The sequence below is a fragment of the Streptomyces lancefieldiae genome (assembly GCF_031845825.1).
GTDB lineage: Bacteria > Actinomycetota > Actinomycetes > Streptomycetales > Streptomycetaceae > Streptomyces > Streptomyces lancefieldiae.
In genome coordinates, this window is record NZ_JAVRFH010000038.1 from 73,050 (window position 1) to 88,188 (window position 15,139).

13 protein-coding genes and 3 pseudogenes are annotated in these 15,139 nt (G+C 73.2%); 8 read left to right on the forward strand and 8 right to left on the reverse strand.

The genetic code is table 11. From position 1 onward, the window contains the following. Positions 1-112: 112 nt before the first annotated feature. From RM812_RS29430 to RM812_RS29445, 4 genes and pseudogenes are all read right to left on the reverse strand, one after another. On the reverse strand, positions 113-832 hold the full coding sequence (locus RM812_RS29430) for a DUF5701 family protein (RefSeq protein WP_311578905.1): 720 nt from the start codon (positions 830-832) through the stop codon (positions 113-115). Between the two features lie 59 nt (positions 833-891). Next, on the reverse strand, positions 892-1,542 hold the full coding sequence (locus tag RM812_RS29435; protein ID WP_311578907.1) for a CatB-related O-acetyltransferase: 651 nt from the start codon (positions 1,540-1,542) through the stop codon (positions 892-894). After that, positions 1,539-2,555 carry a Vgb family protein gene (locus RM812_RS29440; RefSeq protein WP_311578951.1) on the reverse strand — a complete coding sequence of 339 codons (1,017 nt, stop codon included), beginning with the start codon at positions 2,553-2,555 and terminating at the stop codon, positions 1,539-1,541. The genes RM812_RS29435 and RM812_RS29440 overlap by 4 nt, the downstream gene beginning before the upstream one ends. A gap of 36 nt (positions 2,556-2,591) precedes the next feature. Next, positions 2,592-3,272, reverse strand: a pseudogene (locus RM812_RS29445) (alpha/beta hydrolase); the annotation flags it as partial. Between the two features lie 70 nt (positions 3,273-3,342). Between RM812_RS29445 and RM812_RS29450 the strand changes: the two are divergent. The 3 genes from RM812_RS29450 to RM812_RS29460 all read left to right on the forward strand — a co-directional run bounded on the left by RM812_RS29450 (position 3,343) and on the right by RM812_RS29460 (position 6,988). Further along, entirely contained in the window at positions 3,343-4,044 is a 702-nt protein-coding gene (locus tag RM812_RS29450; RefSeq protein WP_311578910.1) for a TetR/AcrR family transcriptional regulator, read from the forward strand. Between the two features lie 101 nt (positions 4,045-4,145). Further along, positions 4,146-5,345, forward strand: coding sequence for an AAA family ATPase (locus RM812_RS29455; protein WP_311578912.1), 1,200 nt, complete (start codon positions 4,146-4,148; stop codon positions 5,343-5,345). A 23-nt stretch (positions 5,346-5,368) separates the two neighbouring features. Then, entirely contained in the window at positions 5,369-6,988 is a 1,620-nt protein-coding gene (locus RM812_RS29460; RefSeq protein ID WP_311578917.1) for a VWA domain-containing protein, read from the forward strand. A gap of 141 nt (positions 6,989-7,129) precedes the next feature. Here RM812_RS29460 and RM812_RS29465 read toward each other — a convergent pair whose 3' ends face one another. From RM812_RS29465 to RM812_RS29475, 3 genes are all read right to left on the reverse strand, one after another. Further along, the gene (locus RM812_RS29465) at positions 7,130-8,275 is read right to left on the reverse strand and encodes an RNA polymerase sigma factor (RefSeq protein WP_311578953.1); all 1,146 of its coding nucleotides are present in this window, start codon (positions 8,273-8,275) and stop codon (positions 7,130-7,132) included. A gap of 8 nt (positions 8,276-8,283) precedes the next feature. After that, on the reverse strand, positions 8,284-8,694 hold the full coding sequence (locus RM812_RS29470) for a YciI family protein (protein ID WP_311578918.1): 411 nt from the start codon (positions 8,692-8,694) through the stop codon (positions 8,284-8,286). 128 nt (positions 8,695-8,822) lie between these two features. After that, on the reverse strand, positions 8,823-9,836 hold the full coding sequence (locus RM812_RS29475; RefSeq protein WP_311578921.1) for an STAS domain-containing protein: 1,014 nt from the start codon (positions 9,834-9,836) through the stop codon (positions 8,823-8,825). 425 nt (positions 9,837-10,261) lie between these two features. Between RM812_RS29475 and RM812_RS29480 the strand changes: the two genes are divergently transcribed. From RM812_RS29480 to RM812_RS29500, 5 genes and pseudogenes are all read left to right on the forward strand, one after another. Then, the gene (locus RM812_RS29480; RefSeq protein WP_311578925.1) at positions 10,262-10,777 is read left to right on the forward strand and encodes a toxin-antitoxin system HicB family antitoxin; all 516 of its coding nucleotides are present in this window, start codon (positions 10,262-10,264) and stop codon (positions 10,775-10,777) included. A gap of 168 nt (positions 10,778-10,945) precedes the next feature. Further along, positions 10,946-11,794, forward strand: a complete 849-nt coding sequence (locus RM812_RS29485; RefSeq protein WP_311578927.1) for a DUF4097 family beta strand repeat-containing protein — start codon at positions 10,946-10,948, stop codon at positions 11,792-11,794. A gap of 111 nt (positions 11,795-11,905) precedes the next feature. Continuing rightward, positions 11,906-12,892 (forward strand): ATP-binding cassette domain-containing protein, encoded by a 987-nt coding sequence (locus RM812_RS29490; protein ID WP_394816533.1) that lies wholly within the window; start codon positions 11,906-11,908, stop codon positions 12,890-12,892. Then, complete coding sequence (locus RM812_RS29495) at positions 12,889-13,680, forward strand: ABC transporter permease (protein WP_311578934.1); 792 nt, start codon at positions 12,889-12,891, stop codon at positions 13,678-13,680. The genes RM812_RS29490 and RM812_RS29495 overlap by 4 nt, the downstream gene beginning before the upstream one ends. A gap of 293 nt (positions 13,681-13,973) precedes the next feature. Next, a pseudogene (locus tag RM812_RS29500) lies at positions 13,974-14,474 on the forward strand (hypothetical protein); the annotation flags it as partial. 538 nt (positions 14,475-15,012) lie between these two features. Here the strand turns inward: RM812_RS29500 and RM812_RS29505 are convergent. After that, a pseudogene (locus RM812_RS29505) lies at positions 15,013-15,139 on the reverse strand (PIG-L family deacetylase); the annotation flags it as partial.

The window sequence follows — 15,139 nt, forward strand, 5'->3', positions numbered from 1 at the left end:
TGCGTGTCTCGGCCGACAGGTTTCCCGGCCTCGACGGGGTCCCGGACGCCTCGCGCGACTCCTCCGTGCGAGGACGATCCGGGACTGGGGCTACGGGGTGCCGGGCGCGCCCTCAGGCGCGGCGGACGCCCGCGGACGCCATGCCGAGCCAGGTGTGCGGGTTGCCCGCCCAGCACCAGCCGAGCTTCGGAGCCTTCTGGCTGATCCAGACGGCCGGGACCCGGTGGTCGCCGGAGCGCGAACCGCCCAGTGAGAAGCACTTGTTCTTGACCAGGAGCCGCGGGGCGTGCGTCATCAGCGCGACGCCCTCCTCGATGGTGAGCAGCGTGCGGCCCCGCTCGGCGACGGCGGCCATCGCGTCGTTCGGCACGACCCCGCAGAACTCCTCCCCGCGCTCCACGTCGCACAGCAGGTGGACGCCGTCGCGGCCGGGCGGCTCGGCCTCCTCGGTGGCGACGAACCGCTCCAGGGAGCCGGGCTCGAAGGTGCGGTCGACGAACCCGGGCAGCCGGCCGCCGTGCAGCGTGGTCAGCGGCATGGTCCGCTCGATCGGGGCGAGCTCGCGGGTGACGACCAGGACGAACGGCACCCGGCCGGTCACGGCGGGGTCGTACGGAGCGTCCGCCCCGTCCGCCGCGCCGCCCGCGTGGGCCAGGGCCTCGGCGCGCAGCGGCGCCACCAGCTCGGCGAACTGCTCCGGGGTGCGCCCGGAGAGCGCCGGGTAGCCGAGCGCGGTGAGCGTACGGACCTGCCGGTCGAACTCGGCGGCGGGGTCGAAGGCGGAGGCGCCGGAGGAGACGGGGGCCTCGGGGGAGTGCGTGCGGTCGGTCAAGCGGGTTCCTTCCGTGGAGTCCCGTACGGGGTGGGTGGAGGCGTCGGCGTGAATCCCGGTCAGGACAGGTGCTCCTCGCGTGCGACGGCCTCGATGTCGGCCGGGCTGCCCGACATGATCGTCCGGACGTGGCGGGTGACCAGCTCGACCGGCCAGTCCCACCACGCGGCCCGCCGCAGCCGCTCGATGTCCTCGGCGTCGTACCGGGTGCGGATCGGCCGCGCCGGGTTGCCGCCGACGACGGTGTACGGGGCGACGTCGCCGGTGACCACCGCTCCCGCGGCGATGATCGCCCCGTCCCCGATGCGCACGCCGGGCATGACGGTGGCGCCGTAGCCGAACCACACGTCGTTGCCGACGACCGTGTCGCCGCGGCTCGGCATGCCGGTGACGAGGTCGAGCGTGGCCTCGGCCCAGGCGCCGCCGAACATGGTGAACGGGAACGTCGACACGCCCATGGTGGGGTGCTCGGCCCCGGCCATCAGGAACCGGGTGCCGGAGGCGATCGCGCAGTACTTGCCGATGATCAGCTTCTCCGGGCCGTACGCGTAGAGCACGTTGCGCGTCTCGAAGGCGGTGGCGTCGTCGGGATCGTCGTAGTAGGTGAAGTCGCCGACCCGGATGCGTTCGTCGGTGACGAGCGGCTTGAGCAGGACGACGCGCGGGTGCTGGGCGAGCGGGTGGAGGACGCGGGGGTCGGGAGTCGTCACGCGGTGACCTCGATTCTGGCCAGGGAGCCGGTCTCCAGGGCGCACCACAGGGCGCCGTCGTGCTGGGCGATGCCGTGCGGTTCGCTGTCGGGGCGGGAGAGCGCGTACGAGGTGATGCGGCCGTCGACGGTGATCCGGCCGACCCGGCCACTGCCCCACTCGGTGAACCAGAGCGCGCCGTCCGGACCGGCCGTGACCGCGTGCGGCCTGGCCGCGGGGTCGGGCAGCGGGTGCTCGGTGATGTCGCCGTCCACGGTGATCCGGCCGATCCGCCCGGCCCCGATCTCGGTGAACCACAGCGCGCCGTCGGGCCCCGCGGTGATGCCCACCGGTGCGGCGGACCCGGTCGGCAGGGGATGGGCGGTGCCGTGGCCGTCCGTGGTGAGCCGTCCGACGGCGTTGTGCTGGTTGAGGGTGCACCACAGGGCCCCGTCGGGACCGGCCGTGATGGCGGACGGGAAGGCTCCGGGCGCCGGGTACTCGGTGACCTCGCCGTCCATGGTGACGCGGCCGACGCGGTCGACCGAGGAGAGCGTGAACCACATGGCCCCGTCCGGCCCGGCGACGATCCCGAACGGCCCGCCCTCGGGGGTCAGGGGCGCGAAGGAGGAGTAGGAGCCGTCGGGGGCGATGCGGCCGATGCGGTGCGCCCGGTACTCGGTGAACCACATCGCCCCGTCCGGGCCCGGCGCGATGACGGTCGGCCCGTCCCCGACCGGGTGGACGGTGACACTCCCGTCCCCCGGGTCCCGGCGGGCCACGGCACCCTGGTGGACGAGGGTGAACCAGAGGGCACCGTCCGGCCCTTCGGCGAGGGCGTAGGGGCCGGCGTCCGGACCGCTGACGGTGAACTCCCGTACGGGGGTGGCGTTCGGGTTGCCGGCGGTGAACTCCGGTGCGGGGGTGGTGTCCGGGTCGCCGGCGGTGAACTCCGGTGCGGGGGTGGTGTCCGACTCGCCGGCGGCGAACTTCCGCGTGGGGTCGGCGAGTCGGCGCCCGACCTCCTCGAACAGTGCGCGGCCGTCCTCCTCGTCGAGGTGGAAGGCGTGCTTCATGCCCTCGTGGACGCGCAGGCTCACGCTCACCCCGGCATCCTCCGCGGCCCGCGCGAACCGGCGGGCGTCGTCCAGCAGCACCTCGTCCCCGCCGACCGCCACGAGCAGCGGCGGCAACCCGCCCAGATCCCCGTACAGCGGGGACTGCGGCGCCTCGGTGGCGGCCGCGCCGGCGAGGTACTGGGCGCAGACGGACGTGAGGACGGCCCGGTCGATGACGTCCTCGCCGGCGTTGGTCGCCAGGGAGGCGCCGGTGAGTGCCAGGTCGGTGAGGGGTGAGACGACGACCGCGGCACCGGGCCGGGGTCCGCCGGTCCGCGCGATCTCCAGCAGGGCGGACAGGACGAGCGTCGCTCCGGCCGACTCGCCGAAGAACGCCACGCGCGCCGCGGGAACGCCCCGCTCCAGCACGCTCCGCCAGGCGGCGAGGACGTCCTCCAGGGCCGCCGGGTACGGATGGGCGGGCGCCAGCCGGTAGTCCACGCGCAGCACGGGGCGTCCGGTGGCCCGCGAGAGCCGACGGGCGAGGGCCCGCTCGGCCTCGGGCCTGGTGTGGGCGAACCCGCCACCGTGCACGTAGATGACGACGCCGTGTCCGCGGTCCTCGGCGCCGGGTGCGCTCACCCAGTCGAGCGCGGTGTTCCCTTCGATGTTGCCCTCGGTAAATTTTTTCATCGGCAGTAACTTTATGCAGACTCTTCTTTGAGTGTCAACGCAAAGTTACATCGAGAGTAAGATTGCCCCCATGGACCCGAACCCCCCAGCCTCGAACCCCCCAGCCTCGACCCCCCCGGCCTCGGGCGCACCGGCCCCGGGCGCACCCGCGCTGGGTCTGCGCGAGACCAAGAAGCGCGAGACGCGGCAGCTGATCTCCGACCAGGCGACCAGGCTCTTCATCGAGCAGGGCTTCGAGCGCACGACCATCGCCGAGATCGCCGACGCCGCCCGCGTCGCCAAGAAGACGGTGACGAACTACTTCCCCCGCAAGGAGGACCTGGCCCTCGACCACCAGGACGAGTTCGTCGCCGCCCTCGCCGGCACCGTGGCCGCGCGCGCACCGGGCGAGACCCCCCTGACGGCCCTGCGCCGCGCCTTCCTGGCGGCCGTGGCGGCCCAGGACCCCGTCGCGGGCTTCGCCGGCCCCGCCTTCACCCGCATGATCGCCGACAGCCCCACCCTCTCGTCCTGTCTGCGCGGCCTCCACGACCGGCGCGAGGAGGCGCTGACCGCGGCCCTGGCCGACACGACGGCCACCTCCGCCGACGACATCACCCCCCGCACGGCCGCGGCCCTGCTCGGCGGCGTCCACCGCGTCCTGTTCACCCGCATCCAGGAGCTGACGCTGGCGGGGCGCACCAACCCGGAGATCGCGCAGGTGCTGACCGAGGAGGCGCCGCGGGCGTTCGACCTGCTGACACCGGCCCTCGCGGAGTACGGACGCTCCTGACCGAAACCACCCCGGTGAAGCCTCCCGGTGACGTTATCTTGCTCCGGGGAAAGGGCCGTTGGGCCAACGGGGCGCCGGGGGCGAGGAGCGAGGAGTCGAGGATGGGCGCACAGGAGGCGCGGGACACGGCCAAGAGGCTGCGGGCGATCAGCGACGAGCTGGCGGACCGTTTCTACGAGCGGGCCGACGTGGTGCGGACGCTGCTGGTGACGCTGCTGGCCGGGCAGCACTCCTTGCTGCTCGGCCCGCCCGGAACCGCCAAGTCCGAGATGGCCCGGGAACTCACGGGCCGGATCGAGGGGGCGTCCTACTGGGAGATCCTCCTGTCGAAGTTCACCGCGCCGACCAGGATGTTCGGCCCCATCGACGTCGCCGCGCTGGCCCGCGGCGAGTACCGCCAGGTCTACGACGGCCGCGCCACGACCGCGCACGTCGCGTTCATCGACGAGATCTTCAAGTGCTCCACGGCGGCACTGAACGAGACGCTGGGCTACCTCAACGAGCGGATCTACCACCCCGAGAGCGGCGGCGCGCCGATCGACTGCCCCCTGATCGGGGCCATCACGGCCAGCAACGAACTGCCCGGCGGCGAGGACTCGGCCGCGATCTACGACCGGCTGCTGGTGCGGATCGAGGTCGGGTACCTGGAAGACCCCTCCAACTTCGCCGCGCTGGTCCGCTCCGCCGTCAGCCGCCCGGCGGCACCGACCCGGACCACCGTCGAGCTGGCCGCGTTGCAGCACGCCGTGACCGAAGCCGTCCCGGCCGTCGAGGTCCCCGACGCGATCGTCGACGCCGTGTGCACGCTGCGGGCCGCCCTGCGCCGCAAGGAACTCGTCGCCTCCGACCGCCGCTGGCGGCAGGCGGTGGGCCTGCTCCAGGCGTCCGCGTACCTCGACGGCCGCCCGGCGGTCGTGGAGGGCGACCTGTCGGTGCTGACCCACGTGCTGTGGAACTCCCCCGCCGAACGCCCGACCGTCGAGCGCGAGGTGCTGCACCTGATCAACCCCGACGCCAAGGAGGCGCTCGACCTGGCCGACGTCATCGACGAGCTGGAGGCCCAGCTCGACGCGATGGCCGGGCAGTCCCGCGAGGCACTGAGCGAGTGGGTCATCAAGAAGGCCCACAACCAGCTCGCCATGGCGGGCAAGCGGCTGGAGAAGCTGCGCGAGGAGGCGGCGAGCGCCGGCCGCTCCACCACCGCCCTCGACCGGGTCACCGGCCGCCAGCGGGCCGTCCGCGCCCGTGTCCTCACCGAGGCCCTCGGCATGGACGCCGGCATGGTGCAGGCCCAGCTCTGAACACCGGAAGGGGAAGCGGGACCATGGGCGGGACACCGAGCGGCCTCGACGAGCTGGTGGGCCGGGCCGGGACGTGGCTGGCCCGGTCCGGCGCCGCTCCCGAGCGGCCCACCGCGGCCGTGGTCGCGGACCGGTTCGACCGGATCGCATGGCGCGACACCTACGAGCAGTCGGCCGCGCTGCGCGAACTGGCCGGGGAACTCGGCGAGCGTCACGACCACACCACCGACCTGCTGACCGACACGTTCCTCGCCGCCTACAAGGTCCGCCCGCGGTTGCGCGAGCACGCGGAGATGGACCCCTCCCGGCTGGTCAACCACCAGATCATCACCGCACTGGTGGAGTCACCGGGCTTCGCCGAGCTGCACCGGGAGACGGCCGGCGACCCCTACGCCGCCGCGATGGCCGTACTCGCCCAGGCCCCCGCGCTGCGCCGGATCCTGGAGGGCTCCCGGGACGCCCAGGACCGGGCCGAGCCCGCCAGGACGGCCCAGCGGGACGCCGAGGGCGCGGCCACCGCCGTGGGCGAGGCACTCCGACAGGCCGCCGAGGAGGCCGACGAGGACGGCACCGTGCCGACCCCGGCCGCCGACGCCGTACGACAGGCGATCGAGGCCGCCGAGACCGCCGAGGACGCCGCGCGGCAGGCCGCCCGGGCCGCCGCGCCCGCCCTCGCGGCGGCGGCCCCCGGCATCCGCGCCGCCGCGCGGAACGCGACGGCGACGGCGGCCGGGGCCGCGCGGGAGGAGACCGCGCTGATGCGGGCGTGGGGCGTTGGCTCCGGCGAGCTGGAGCGGATGCCGTTCGACGAGCGCGCCCGGCTCGCCGAGCGGCTGCGCACCGGCCGTCTCGCGCGGTGGGCCGACCTGATCGGCCGCTTCCGGCAGATGGCCGACGGCGAGCGTGCCCGCAGGGTGGAGAACACCGCCGGGGAGCTGGTCGGCGTCACGCTCGGCGACGACCTCTCCCGCGTCGTCCCCTCCGAGCTGGCGCTCCTCGGTCTGCCCGAGCTGCGCGCGGTGTTCGCCGCCCGCTACGCCGCCGGGGAACTGATGCTCTACGACAGCCAGGGCGAGCAGACCACCGGCAAGGGCGCCGTCATCGCCTGCGTGGACACCTCGCACTCGATGTACGAGGCGGGGCCCGGCGGAGTCACCCGGGAGGCGTGGGCCAAGGCGTGCGCCCTCGCGCTGCTCGACCAGGCCCGCCACGCCGGCCGCGACTTCGTCGGCATCCTGTTCTCCGCCGCCGACAAGCTCCAGGTCTTCCGCTTCCCGGCCGACGAGCCCGCCGGCACCCTGCGGGTCCTCGACTTCGCGGAGACCTTCCTCGGCGGCGGCACCAGCTACCAGCGGCCCCTGACCGCCGCCGGGGAACTGCTGGAGGCGGAGTTCAACGACGCCGCCCGCACCCGTGGAGACATCGTGATGCTCACCGACGACGACTGCGGTGTCACCGAGGAGTGGATGCGCGGCTGGAACGAGGCCAAGCACCGGCTGGGCTTCCGGGTCTTCGGCGTGGCCGTCGGCGCACCGCGCGTCGGCGAGGCCGACTCGGTCCTGGACGCCCTGTGCGACAACCTCCGCTCCGTCGAGGACCTCACCGACGTCCACGCCGCCGCCGACCTCTTCCGCGTGATCTGACCGGGGTGGCGTGGTCCGTCGGCGTGGCGGGTGGGTGTTGGCCCGGGTGGCGTGGTCCGTCGGCGTGGCGGGTGGGTGTTGGCCCGGGTGGCGTGGTCCGTCGGCATGGTGGGTGGGTGTTGATCCGGGCAGCCCGGCGCGTCAGCGACGCAGGCGGGTGTTGATCCGGGCGGCGCGGCGCGTCAGGTGGTCGCGCTCGGCGAGGTTGGGTGCCTTGTGGGCCGCCTCGGCGTACAGCCGTGCCGCGGTCACCAGGTCGCCGTCGCGCTCGTGGAGGTACGCCGCCACCGCCGCGTGGCGGGGCAGTGAATCGTCCAGCGCCGCGAGCGCCGCAAGGCCGGCGCGCGGGCCGTCGGCCTCGCCTACGGCCACCGCGCGGTTGAGCCGGACGACCGGGCTGTCGGTCAGGCGCGCGAGCTCGTCGTACCACTCGACGATCTGCACCCAGTCGGTCTCCTCGGCGGTGGGCGCGTCGGCGTGGAGGGCGGCGATGGCGGCCTGGGCCTGGAACTCGCCCAGCCGGTCGCGGGCGAGGGCCGCCTGGAGGATCTCCACGCCCTCGGCGATCGACGCGGTGTCCCACCGGCCGCGGTCCTGCTCGGCGAGCGGCACCAGGCTGCCGTCGGGTGCGGTCCGGGCGGCACGCCGGACGTGGTGGAGCAGCATCAGGGCGAGCAGCCCCGCCACCTCGGGATGGTCGACCTGGGCCGCGAGTCGGCGGGTGAGCCGGATGGCCTCGGCGGCGAGGTCGACGTCCCCGGAGTAGCCCTCGTTGAAGACCAGGTAGAGGACGCGCAGCACGGTGACGACGTCACCGGGCCGGTCGAACCGCACGCCGGAGACGGTCCGCTTGGCCCGGCTGATGCGCTGCGCCATGGTCGCCTCGGGCACCAGGTAGGCGCGGGCGATCTGGCGGGTGGTCAGCCCGCCGACGGCGCGCAGCGTGAGCGCGACCGCGGAGGACGGCGTCAGCGAGGGGTGGGCGCACAGGAAGTACAGCTGGAGGGTGTCGTCCACGGCGGGCGCGGGCCCGGGCGCGGGTTCCTCCTCGACGCGCTCCTCACGCCGACGCCGTGCTGCGTCCGCCCGGGTCGCGTCGAGGAACCGGCGCCAGGCGACGGTGACCAGCCACCCCTTCGCATCGCGCGGCGGATCCTGAGGCCAGACGCGGAGCGCTTCGACGAGCGCGTCCTGTACGGCGTCCTCGGCCGCCGCGAAGTCGGCTCCGCGGTGGACGAGGACGGCGAGCACGCCGGGCGTGAGGCTCCTCAGCAGGGCCTCGTCCACCACCTGTGTCACTCCGGGTCGGTGGTGGACGGCGCGGTCAGGAACGGGCGCACCTCGAGCCACTCGTGGATCGGCTTGCCGCCGGCCCCGGGGGCGGCGGACAGCTCCCCGGCCAGTTCGAGGGCGCGCTCGTAGCTGTCGACGTCGATGACCATCCAGCCGGCGATGAGGTCCTTGGTCTCGGCGAAGGGGCCGTCGGTGACCGGCGGGCGTCCCTCACCGTCGTGGCGGACCCATGCTCCCTCGGGGGCGAGCGCCTGACCGTCGACGAACTCGCCGGTCTTCTCCAGCCGGGCCGCGAAGTCGTTCATGTACTGCACGTGCGCCGAGATCTCCTCGGGGCTCCACTGGTCCATGGGCACGTCGTTGACCGGGGCCGGGGCGCCGCGGTAGTGCTTGAGCAGCAGGTACTTGGCCATGGTGCTTCTCCTCCGTGCTGGGGTGCGGCCCATTGTGGCCGCCTTCACCCCGAGGACGGAGCCGGTGACGGGTTCTCGACATCACCGCCGGATTTTTTTCCGGCTTCTTTTCCGGCTCCTTCCGGGCATCACCGGCCTGCCGGGGACGGCCCTTCGGCCGACAGGACCAGCACGCAGGGGGCGACGGGACCGGGCAGGCCGACGACCTCTCCCATGTTCCGCCAGCCCCAGGAGGAGAACGCGGCCTGTCCCGCCCGGTCGGCCGGATGGAGCAGGGCGACGGCGAGGGAGGCGTGCAGGTCGTCGAGCAGACGCCGCTGGAGGCGGCGGCCGATGTCGCGGTGCTGGGGGTGCGGATGGGCCACGACCTGGGTGAGGACGACGAACCGCGCGCGGGAGGTGAGCCGCTGGACGATCTCCTGGAGCGTTCCGTCGCACTCCCGGCATCCGGAGCCGTCACGGTCCACCGGAAAGCCGAAGGCGCAACCGACCAGCACGGTCGTCTCGGCGACCAGCAGCGCGAAGCCGGGGCGGTGGGCGCTGACCGCCAGGCGGCGCAGGAAGTCCCCACGGTCGTGGTACGCCTCGCCGGGAGTACCCGCGACGGACTCCGAGGCCAGGTCCGCGATGTCCTCGCGCACCCCGTCGGCCTGCCAACGGGTCAGCCGGCGAAGGCGGATACCGTCCATGAGGTCTGCGTGGTCCGACGGGCGAGCGGGGTGCTGGGGCGCCCTCGTCCCGGTCCTCAGGAGATCGCCGTGCGGGCCGGGCGGCTCGGGACCGGCGGGGGCCGCGAGGAGCAGTGGGGCGGATTCGGTGGCGGCGAGGAGCCGGTTGATCTGCGCGCACGGATGGTGCAGCCGCAGGCAGGCGTGCACGCGGCGGGCGCGCCGTGACGCCGACAGGAAGACGTCCAGGCCCCTGGCGTCGCAGGAGCCGACCGTGGCCAGGTCGACGTCGATGACGGTGACGCCGTCCAGCAGGCACTGCTCCAGCGCGGCCCGCAGCAGCGGTGTCGTGGCCGGCCCGATGTCACCGGTGAGCGTGACGAGTGTCCGCTCCCCTCGGTTGCGCCGGTGGATGTCCAGCCGGGACAGCCCCGTGGGGGGCTTGCTCGGTGTGGCTCCGACCTCGGCGGACATGATGCCGACCCATCTCCGCGCCGACCGGGGGGACGGCCCGGACGTTCGTCTCCGGCCGAGGGCGACCCGGCGTGGCGGCCGGAGTGCGCGATGCCCTCGGTACTTCAACACTTCAACCGTACGTCGCTCCGACAGGAGGAGGCGCGGCAGGCGCAGGCGGATCAGGGGTGCCGCCCCGGACATCACCGATCGCGTCCTGACGCACCGGGCCCGCGACCGCACCGCCTGCTGGCGCCCCTTGGCGCTATTCGGTGCCAACCGGTGCCACTCCAGTCCCATCAGGGGCGTGTCAACGCGCCGATGCCACCGTCACCCGGACCATCTTTTCGGCCTTTCCGCAGGTCAGGGTGGTTCCATCTGATCGCCTTCCTGTTTGGCGCCATCGATGGTTGCGTATGACGCCATGATGATGCCATCATGGCGTCATGGACCTCACCCCGTATGTCGACACCCTCCGCCGCGAACTCGCGGTGGCCGCCGAGGCCGGCGGCGACGAAGCCCGAGAGCTGGCCGAGAGGCTCACCGCCCCCCTGGAGTCGGCGACCCGGCTGACCATGCTCAGCGTGCTCTCCGCGGCGATGGACGAGATCACCCGCGAACTCGCCCCCGGCTCGGTCGACGTACGGCTGCGCGGGCTCGACCCCGACTTCGTGGTGACGCCGCCGCCCACCGACGGCGCCCCCGCGGAGCCGGCCGCGCCCGTCGAACCGCTCAGGACTCCGGTGCCGGCCGACGGCGACGAGGGCGCCACCGCCCGCGTCAACCTGCGCCTGCCGGCCCACCTCAAGGCCCGCGCCGAGGAGGCCGCGAGCCGCGAGGGCCTGTCGGTCAACGCGTGGCTGGTGCGGGCCGTGTCGGCCGCGGTCGACGGCGGCACCCGGCCCCGTACGACGGAGAAGGCCCAGACCGTCGGACAGGGCTTCACGGGCTGGGTGCGCTAGCCGCACTCGCGCCACCGCACCCCGCGCATCGCACCCGCGCCACCGCACCCTGCGCATCGCACTCGCGCCACCGCACCCCGCGCATCGCACTCGCGCCACCGCACCACTTCGCCCACACCACGTCCCACCAGCGGGGACGCCCTGAAGACCCAAGAGGACGGGACAGCCATGCCTTCTTTCGACACCCCCGAAGCGATCTCGGCCACGGCGCACGTGGAGGCCGGTTCCATCCAGTTCACCGCGGTCGACCGCCTCGACACCGTCGTCGAGGTGCGCCCCCGCGACCCGAAGAAGGACCAGGACGTACGGGCGGCCGACCAGACCGAGGTCACGTACGCGAACGGCGCACTGACCGTCAGGACGCCCAAGGCCAATCTGTTCGGCCTCGGCCGCACCGGCACCGTCGACGTGACGGTCGAACTGCCCACCGGCTCGCGCATCGACATGACCGGAGCCTGGGCCCAGGTGCTCGGCGAGGGCCGGCTCGGCGAGGTCCGCGTGAAGACCTCGTCCGGCGACGTCCGCCTCGACACCACCGGCCCGCTGCATCTGAAGGCGTCGCACGGCTCGATCACGGTGGACCGCGTCGAGGGCACGGCCGACATCTCCACCAGCTCCGGCAGCCTGCGTGTCGGCCTCCTCGACGGCCCCGCCGTCCTGAAGAACTCGCACGGCACCACGACCGTCGGCGCGGCGATCGGCGAGCTGCGGGTGAGCGGCGCCAACGGCGACATCGACATCCGGCGCGCCGAGGACTCGGTCACCGCCACCACCGCCCACGGCACCCTGCGGGTGGGTGAGGCGGCCCGCGGCACGGTCCAGCTGGAGACCTCCTACGGCGCCATCGAGGTCGGCGTCCGCGAGGGCACGGCGGCCTGGCTCGACGTCCACTCGGCTTCCGGGCAGGTGCGCAACACGCTCACCGCGTCCGAGACCCCCGAGAAGACCGAGGACACCGTCAAGGTCCGTGCCCGCACCCGGTACGGCAACATCGACATCCGCCGCGCCAAGGTCTGAGCACCGCACCCGCCGGCTCCCCGCTTCCGCGACTCCCCGACTCCCCGACTCCCCGAGTCGTCCCCAGTCACTTCACCCTTCGAACGGGAGGGCTCCATGCCTTCGTCTGTCATGCCCACGTCCAAGCAGGGGAGCGGTCCGCAGCCGCCCGTAGCCGTCTCCGCCGTCGGTCTGCGCAAGTCGTACGGCGACAAGACCGTCCTGGACGGCATCGACCTGCGCATCCCGGCCGGGTCCGTCTTCGCGCTGCTCGGCCCGAACGGCGCCGGCAAGACCACCGCCGTCAAGATCCTCTCCACGCTCATCACCGCCGACGGCGGGCAGGCCCAGGTCGCGGGCCACGACATCGCCACGTCACCGGACGGGGTACGGGCCGCGATCGGTGTCACCGGGCAGTTCTCCGCCGTGGACGGCCTGATCACCGGCGAGGAGAACATGCTCCTCATGGCGGACCTGCACCACCTGTCCAAGCGCGAGGGACGGCGGGTCGCCGCCGAACTGCTGGAGCGCTTCGACCTGGTCGAGGCGGCGAAGAAGCCCGCCTCCACCTACTCCGGCGGCATGAAGCGCCGCCTCGACATCGCCATGACCCTGGTCGGCGGCCCGCGGATCATCTTCCTCGACGAGCCCACCACCGGCCTCGACCCCCGCAGCCGCCACAACATGTGGCAGATCATCCGCGGGCTGGTCTCCGACGGGGTGACGGTCTTCCTCACCACGCAGTACCTGGAGGAGGCCGACGAACTCGCCGACCGCATCGCCGTGCTCAACGACGGCAGGATCGCCGCCGAGGGGAGCGCCGAGGAGCTCAAGAGGCTCATCCCCGGCGGCCACGTGCGGCTCCGTTTCACCGACCCGGCCGCCTACCGGTCCGCCGCCTCCGCGCTGCGCGAGGCCACCCAGGACGACGAGGCACTGGCCCTGCAGATCCCCAGCGACGGCAGCCAGCGCGAGCTGCGCTCCGTCCTCGACCGGCTGGACTCCGCCGGTATCGAGGCGGACGAACTGACCGTGCACACCCCCGACCTCGACGACGTGTTCTTCGCCCTCACCGGTCCGGCCGACGTCCCCAACCAGTCCAAGGAGAACGTCCGATGAGCTCCCTCTCCCTCGCCGTCCGCGACTCGTCCACGATGCTGCGCCGCAATCTCCTGCACGCGCGCCGCTACCCGTCCCTCACCCTGAACCTGCTGCTCACGCCGGTCATGCTCCTGCTGCTCTTCGTCTACATCTTCGGCGACGTGATGAGTGCCGGCATCGGAGACGGCGGGGCGGACCGCTCCGAGTACATCGCCTACCTCGTGCCGGGCCTGCTCCTGATGACCATCGGCAGCACCACGATCGGCACCGCGGTGTCCGTCTCCATGGACATGACCGAGGGCATCATCGCCCGCTTCCGCACGATGGCCATCCATCGCGGTTCGGTGCTCATCGGGCACGTCATCGGCAGCGTGGTGCAGTCGGTCATGAGCGTGCTCCTCGTGGGCGTCGTCGGCGTGGCCATCGGCTTCCGGTCCACGGACGCCACCGCCGTGGAGTGGGCGGCGGCGTTCGGGCTGCTGGTGCTCTTCACCCTGGCGCTCACCTGGATCGCGGTCGGCATGGGCCTGGTCAGCCCGAACGCCGAGGCGGCCAGCAACAACGCGCTGCCGCTGATCTTCCTCCCGCTCATCTCCAGCACCTTCGTCCCGGTCGACGCGATGCCGGGGTGGTTCCAGCCGATCGCCGAGTACCAGCCGTTCACGCCGGCCATCGAGACCCTGCGCGGGCTGCTGCTCGGCACCGAGATCGGCCACAACGGGTGGCTCGCCGTCGCCTGGTGCCTGGCCCTCTCCGCACTCGGCTACTTCTGGTCGAAGGCGGTCTTCAACCGCGACCCGAGGTAGCCGCGGCCACCCCGCGCCCCGCCTCCCGGCGGCTCGTCCCACCCGAGGGCGGCGTACACCGACACCACGTCGGCGTACGCCGCCCCGTTCGCGTTCTCGCCCGTACCGAGCCGCTGACCTGCGTACGCGCGACCTCCGGGGTTATGGCGCGTCAGTTGATGCATCCGACGCCAAAAACAACTCGTGATGGCGCCATTAAGGTGCCATAATGGCATCACAAGTGGCGCGCACCTTCGGCCTCGCAGGTCGACAGGTGCGCGTTCTCACGGAGTGAGTCAGCGAGGGGGCGGATCATGGAGACGGCACAGGGCCGACAGCAGGCGCAACAGAAGGCACCCGGCGCCTTCACCGCCTTCGCCCGCTTCGTGCTCTGCGGCGGCGGAGTGGGGCTCGCCTCCAGCTTCGCCGTGGCGGGCCTCGCCTCCTGGATCCCCTGGGTCCTGGCGAACGCCGTGATCACCGTGGTCTCCACGCTCCTCGCCACCGAGCTGCACGCCCGCTTCACCTTCGGTGCGGGCGGCCACGCGACCTGGCGCCAGCACGCGCAGTCGGCGAGTTCCGCGGCGGCGGCGTACGCGGTCACCTGCGTGGCGATGCTCGCCCTGCACCAGTTGGTGGCGACGCCCGGTGCGGTGCTGGAGCAGGCCGTCTACCTGTCCGCCTCCGCACTCACCGGTGTCGCGCGCTTCGCGGTACTGCGCCTGGTCGTCTTCGCACGGCACCGCGCGCAGGCCGCGGCCACCGGAAGCGGCGTCCCGGCCGAGGCAGCCACCGGGTCCGCGAAGAGGCCCCCGTGCCCCGGGCGGGACACCACCGCCCCACAGGCCGAGACGCCGGTGCGGCAACCGTGGGACGGGCCGCCGAGTCGGCACCGCGCGGTGGCGGACGCCCCGGTACGACCTGCCCGTCCTGCTCACCGAGCAGCCGCGGAGCGTACGCGGCCGTGTCGTGGACGCCGCTCCGGTGGGGGGCACCCTGTGGAGGGCCAGGAGTGCAGTGCGGCAGCAACGAGACCGCGATACCTGTCAGCGCTCAAGGGGATGGGCTGCCGCCGGACTGGGGTGCCGACCGGATGATCCCGCCCCAGGGCTCGAGCCCGCGCGCCGCCGACGTACCACGAACACAGCCGCGACGACCGAGAACACCAGGAAGAACAGGGCACCCGCGCCCGACACCACCGCCAGTACGGCCGCCCCGCCGCCCCGACGCCCTCTTCACGGGCGACCGACAGAGCTCTTGCCGCCGCCGCCGCGCACCGGCAGATCCGCCAGCACGGTCGGATCCGGGAGAGTGTCCAGTTCCACCGCGCCCGCCTCGACGTCGGGCGGCGGGTCAGCGCAGTCCGGCGAAGAGATCGTTCTCGGGTACGTCCGCGCCGGTGGCGTCCTGGACTCGTACGAAGGTCTCCATGCCCATCAACTCGCCGAACCTCTCCTTGCCCATCTTGAGGAAGAAGATG

Bases quoted from the DNA above. Each gene is read 5' to 3' on its own strand.
- RM812_RS29450 (WP_311578910.1), top strand. From the start codon at position 3,343: ATGGACCCGAACCCCCCAGCCTCGAACCCCCCAGCCTCGACCCCCCCG.
- RM812_RS29455 (WP_311578912.1), top strand. From the start codon at position 4,146: ATGGGCGCACAGGAGGCGCGGGACACGGCCAAGAGGCTGCGGGCGATC.
- RM812_RS29460 (WP_311578917.1), top strand. From the start codon at position 5,369: ATGGGCGGGACACCGAGCGGCCTCGACGAGCTGGTGGGCCGGGCCGGG.
- RM812_RS29470 (WP_311578918.1), bottom strand. From the start codon at position 8,694: ATGGCCAAGTACCTGCTGCTCAAGCACTACCGCGGCGCCCCGGCCCCG.
- RM812_RS29475 (WP_311578921.1), bottom strand. From the start codon at position 9,836: ATGTCCGCCGAGGTCGGAGCCACACCGAGCAAGCCCCCCACGGGGCTG.
- RM812_RS29480 (WP_311578925.1), top strand. From the start codon at position 10,262: ATGGACCTCACCCCGTATGTCGACACCCTCCGCCGCGAACTCGCGGTG.
- RM812_RS29485 (WP_311578927.1), top strand. From the start codon at position 10,946: ATGCCTTCTTTCGACACCCCCGAAGCGATCTCGGCCACGGCGCACGTG.
- RM812_RS29490 (WP_394816533.1), top strand. From the start codon at position 11,906: ATGCCCACGTCCAAGCAGGGGAGCGGTCCGCAGCCGCCCGTAGCCGTC.
- RM812_RS29495 (WP_311578934.1), top strand. From the start codon at position 12,889: ATGAGCTCCCTCTCCCTCGCCGTCCGCGACTCGTCCACGATGCTGCGC.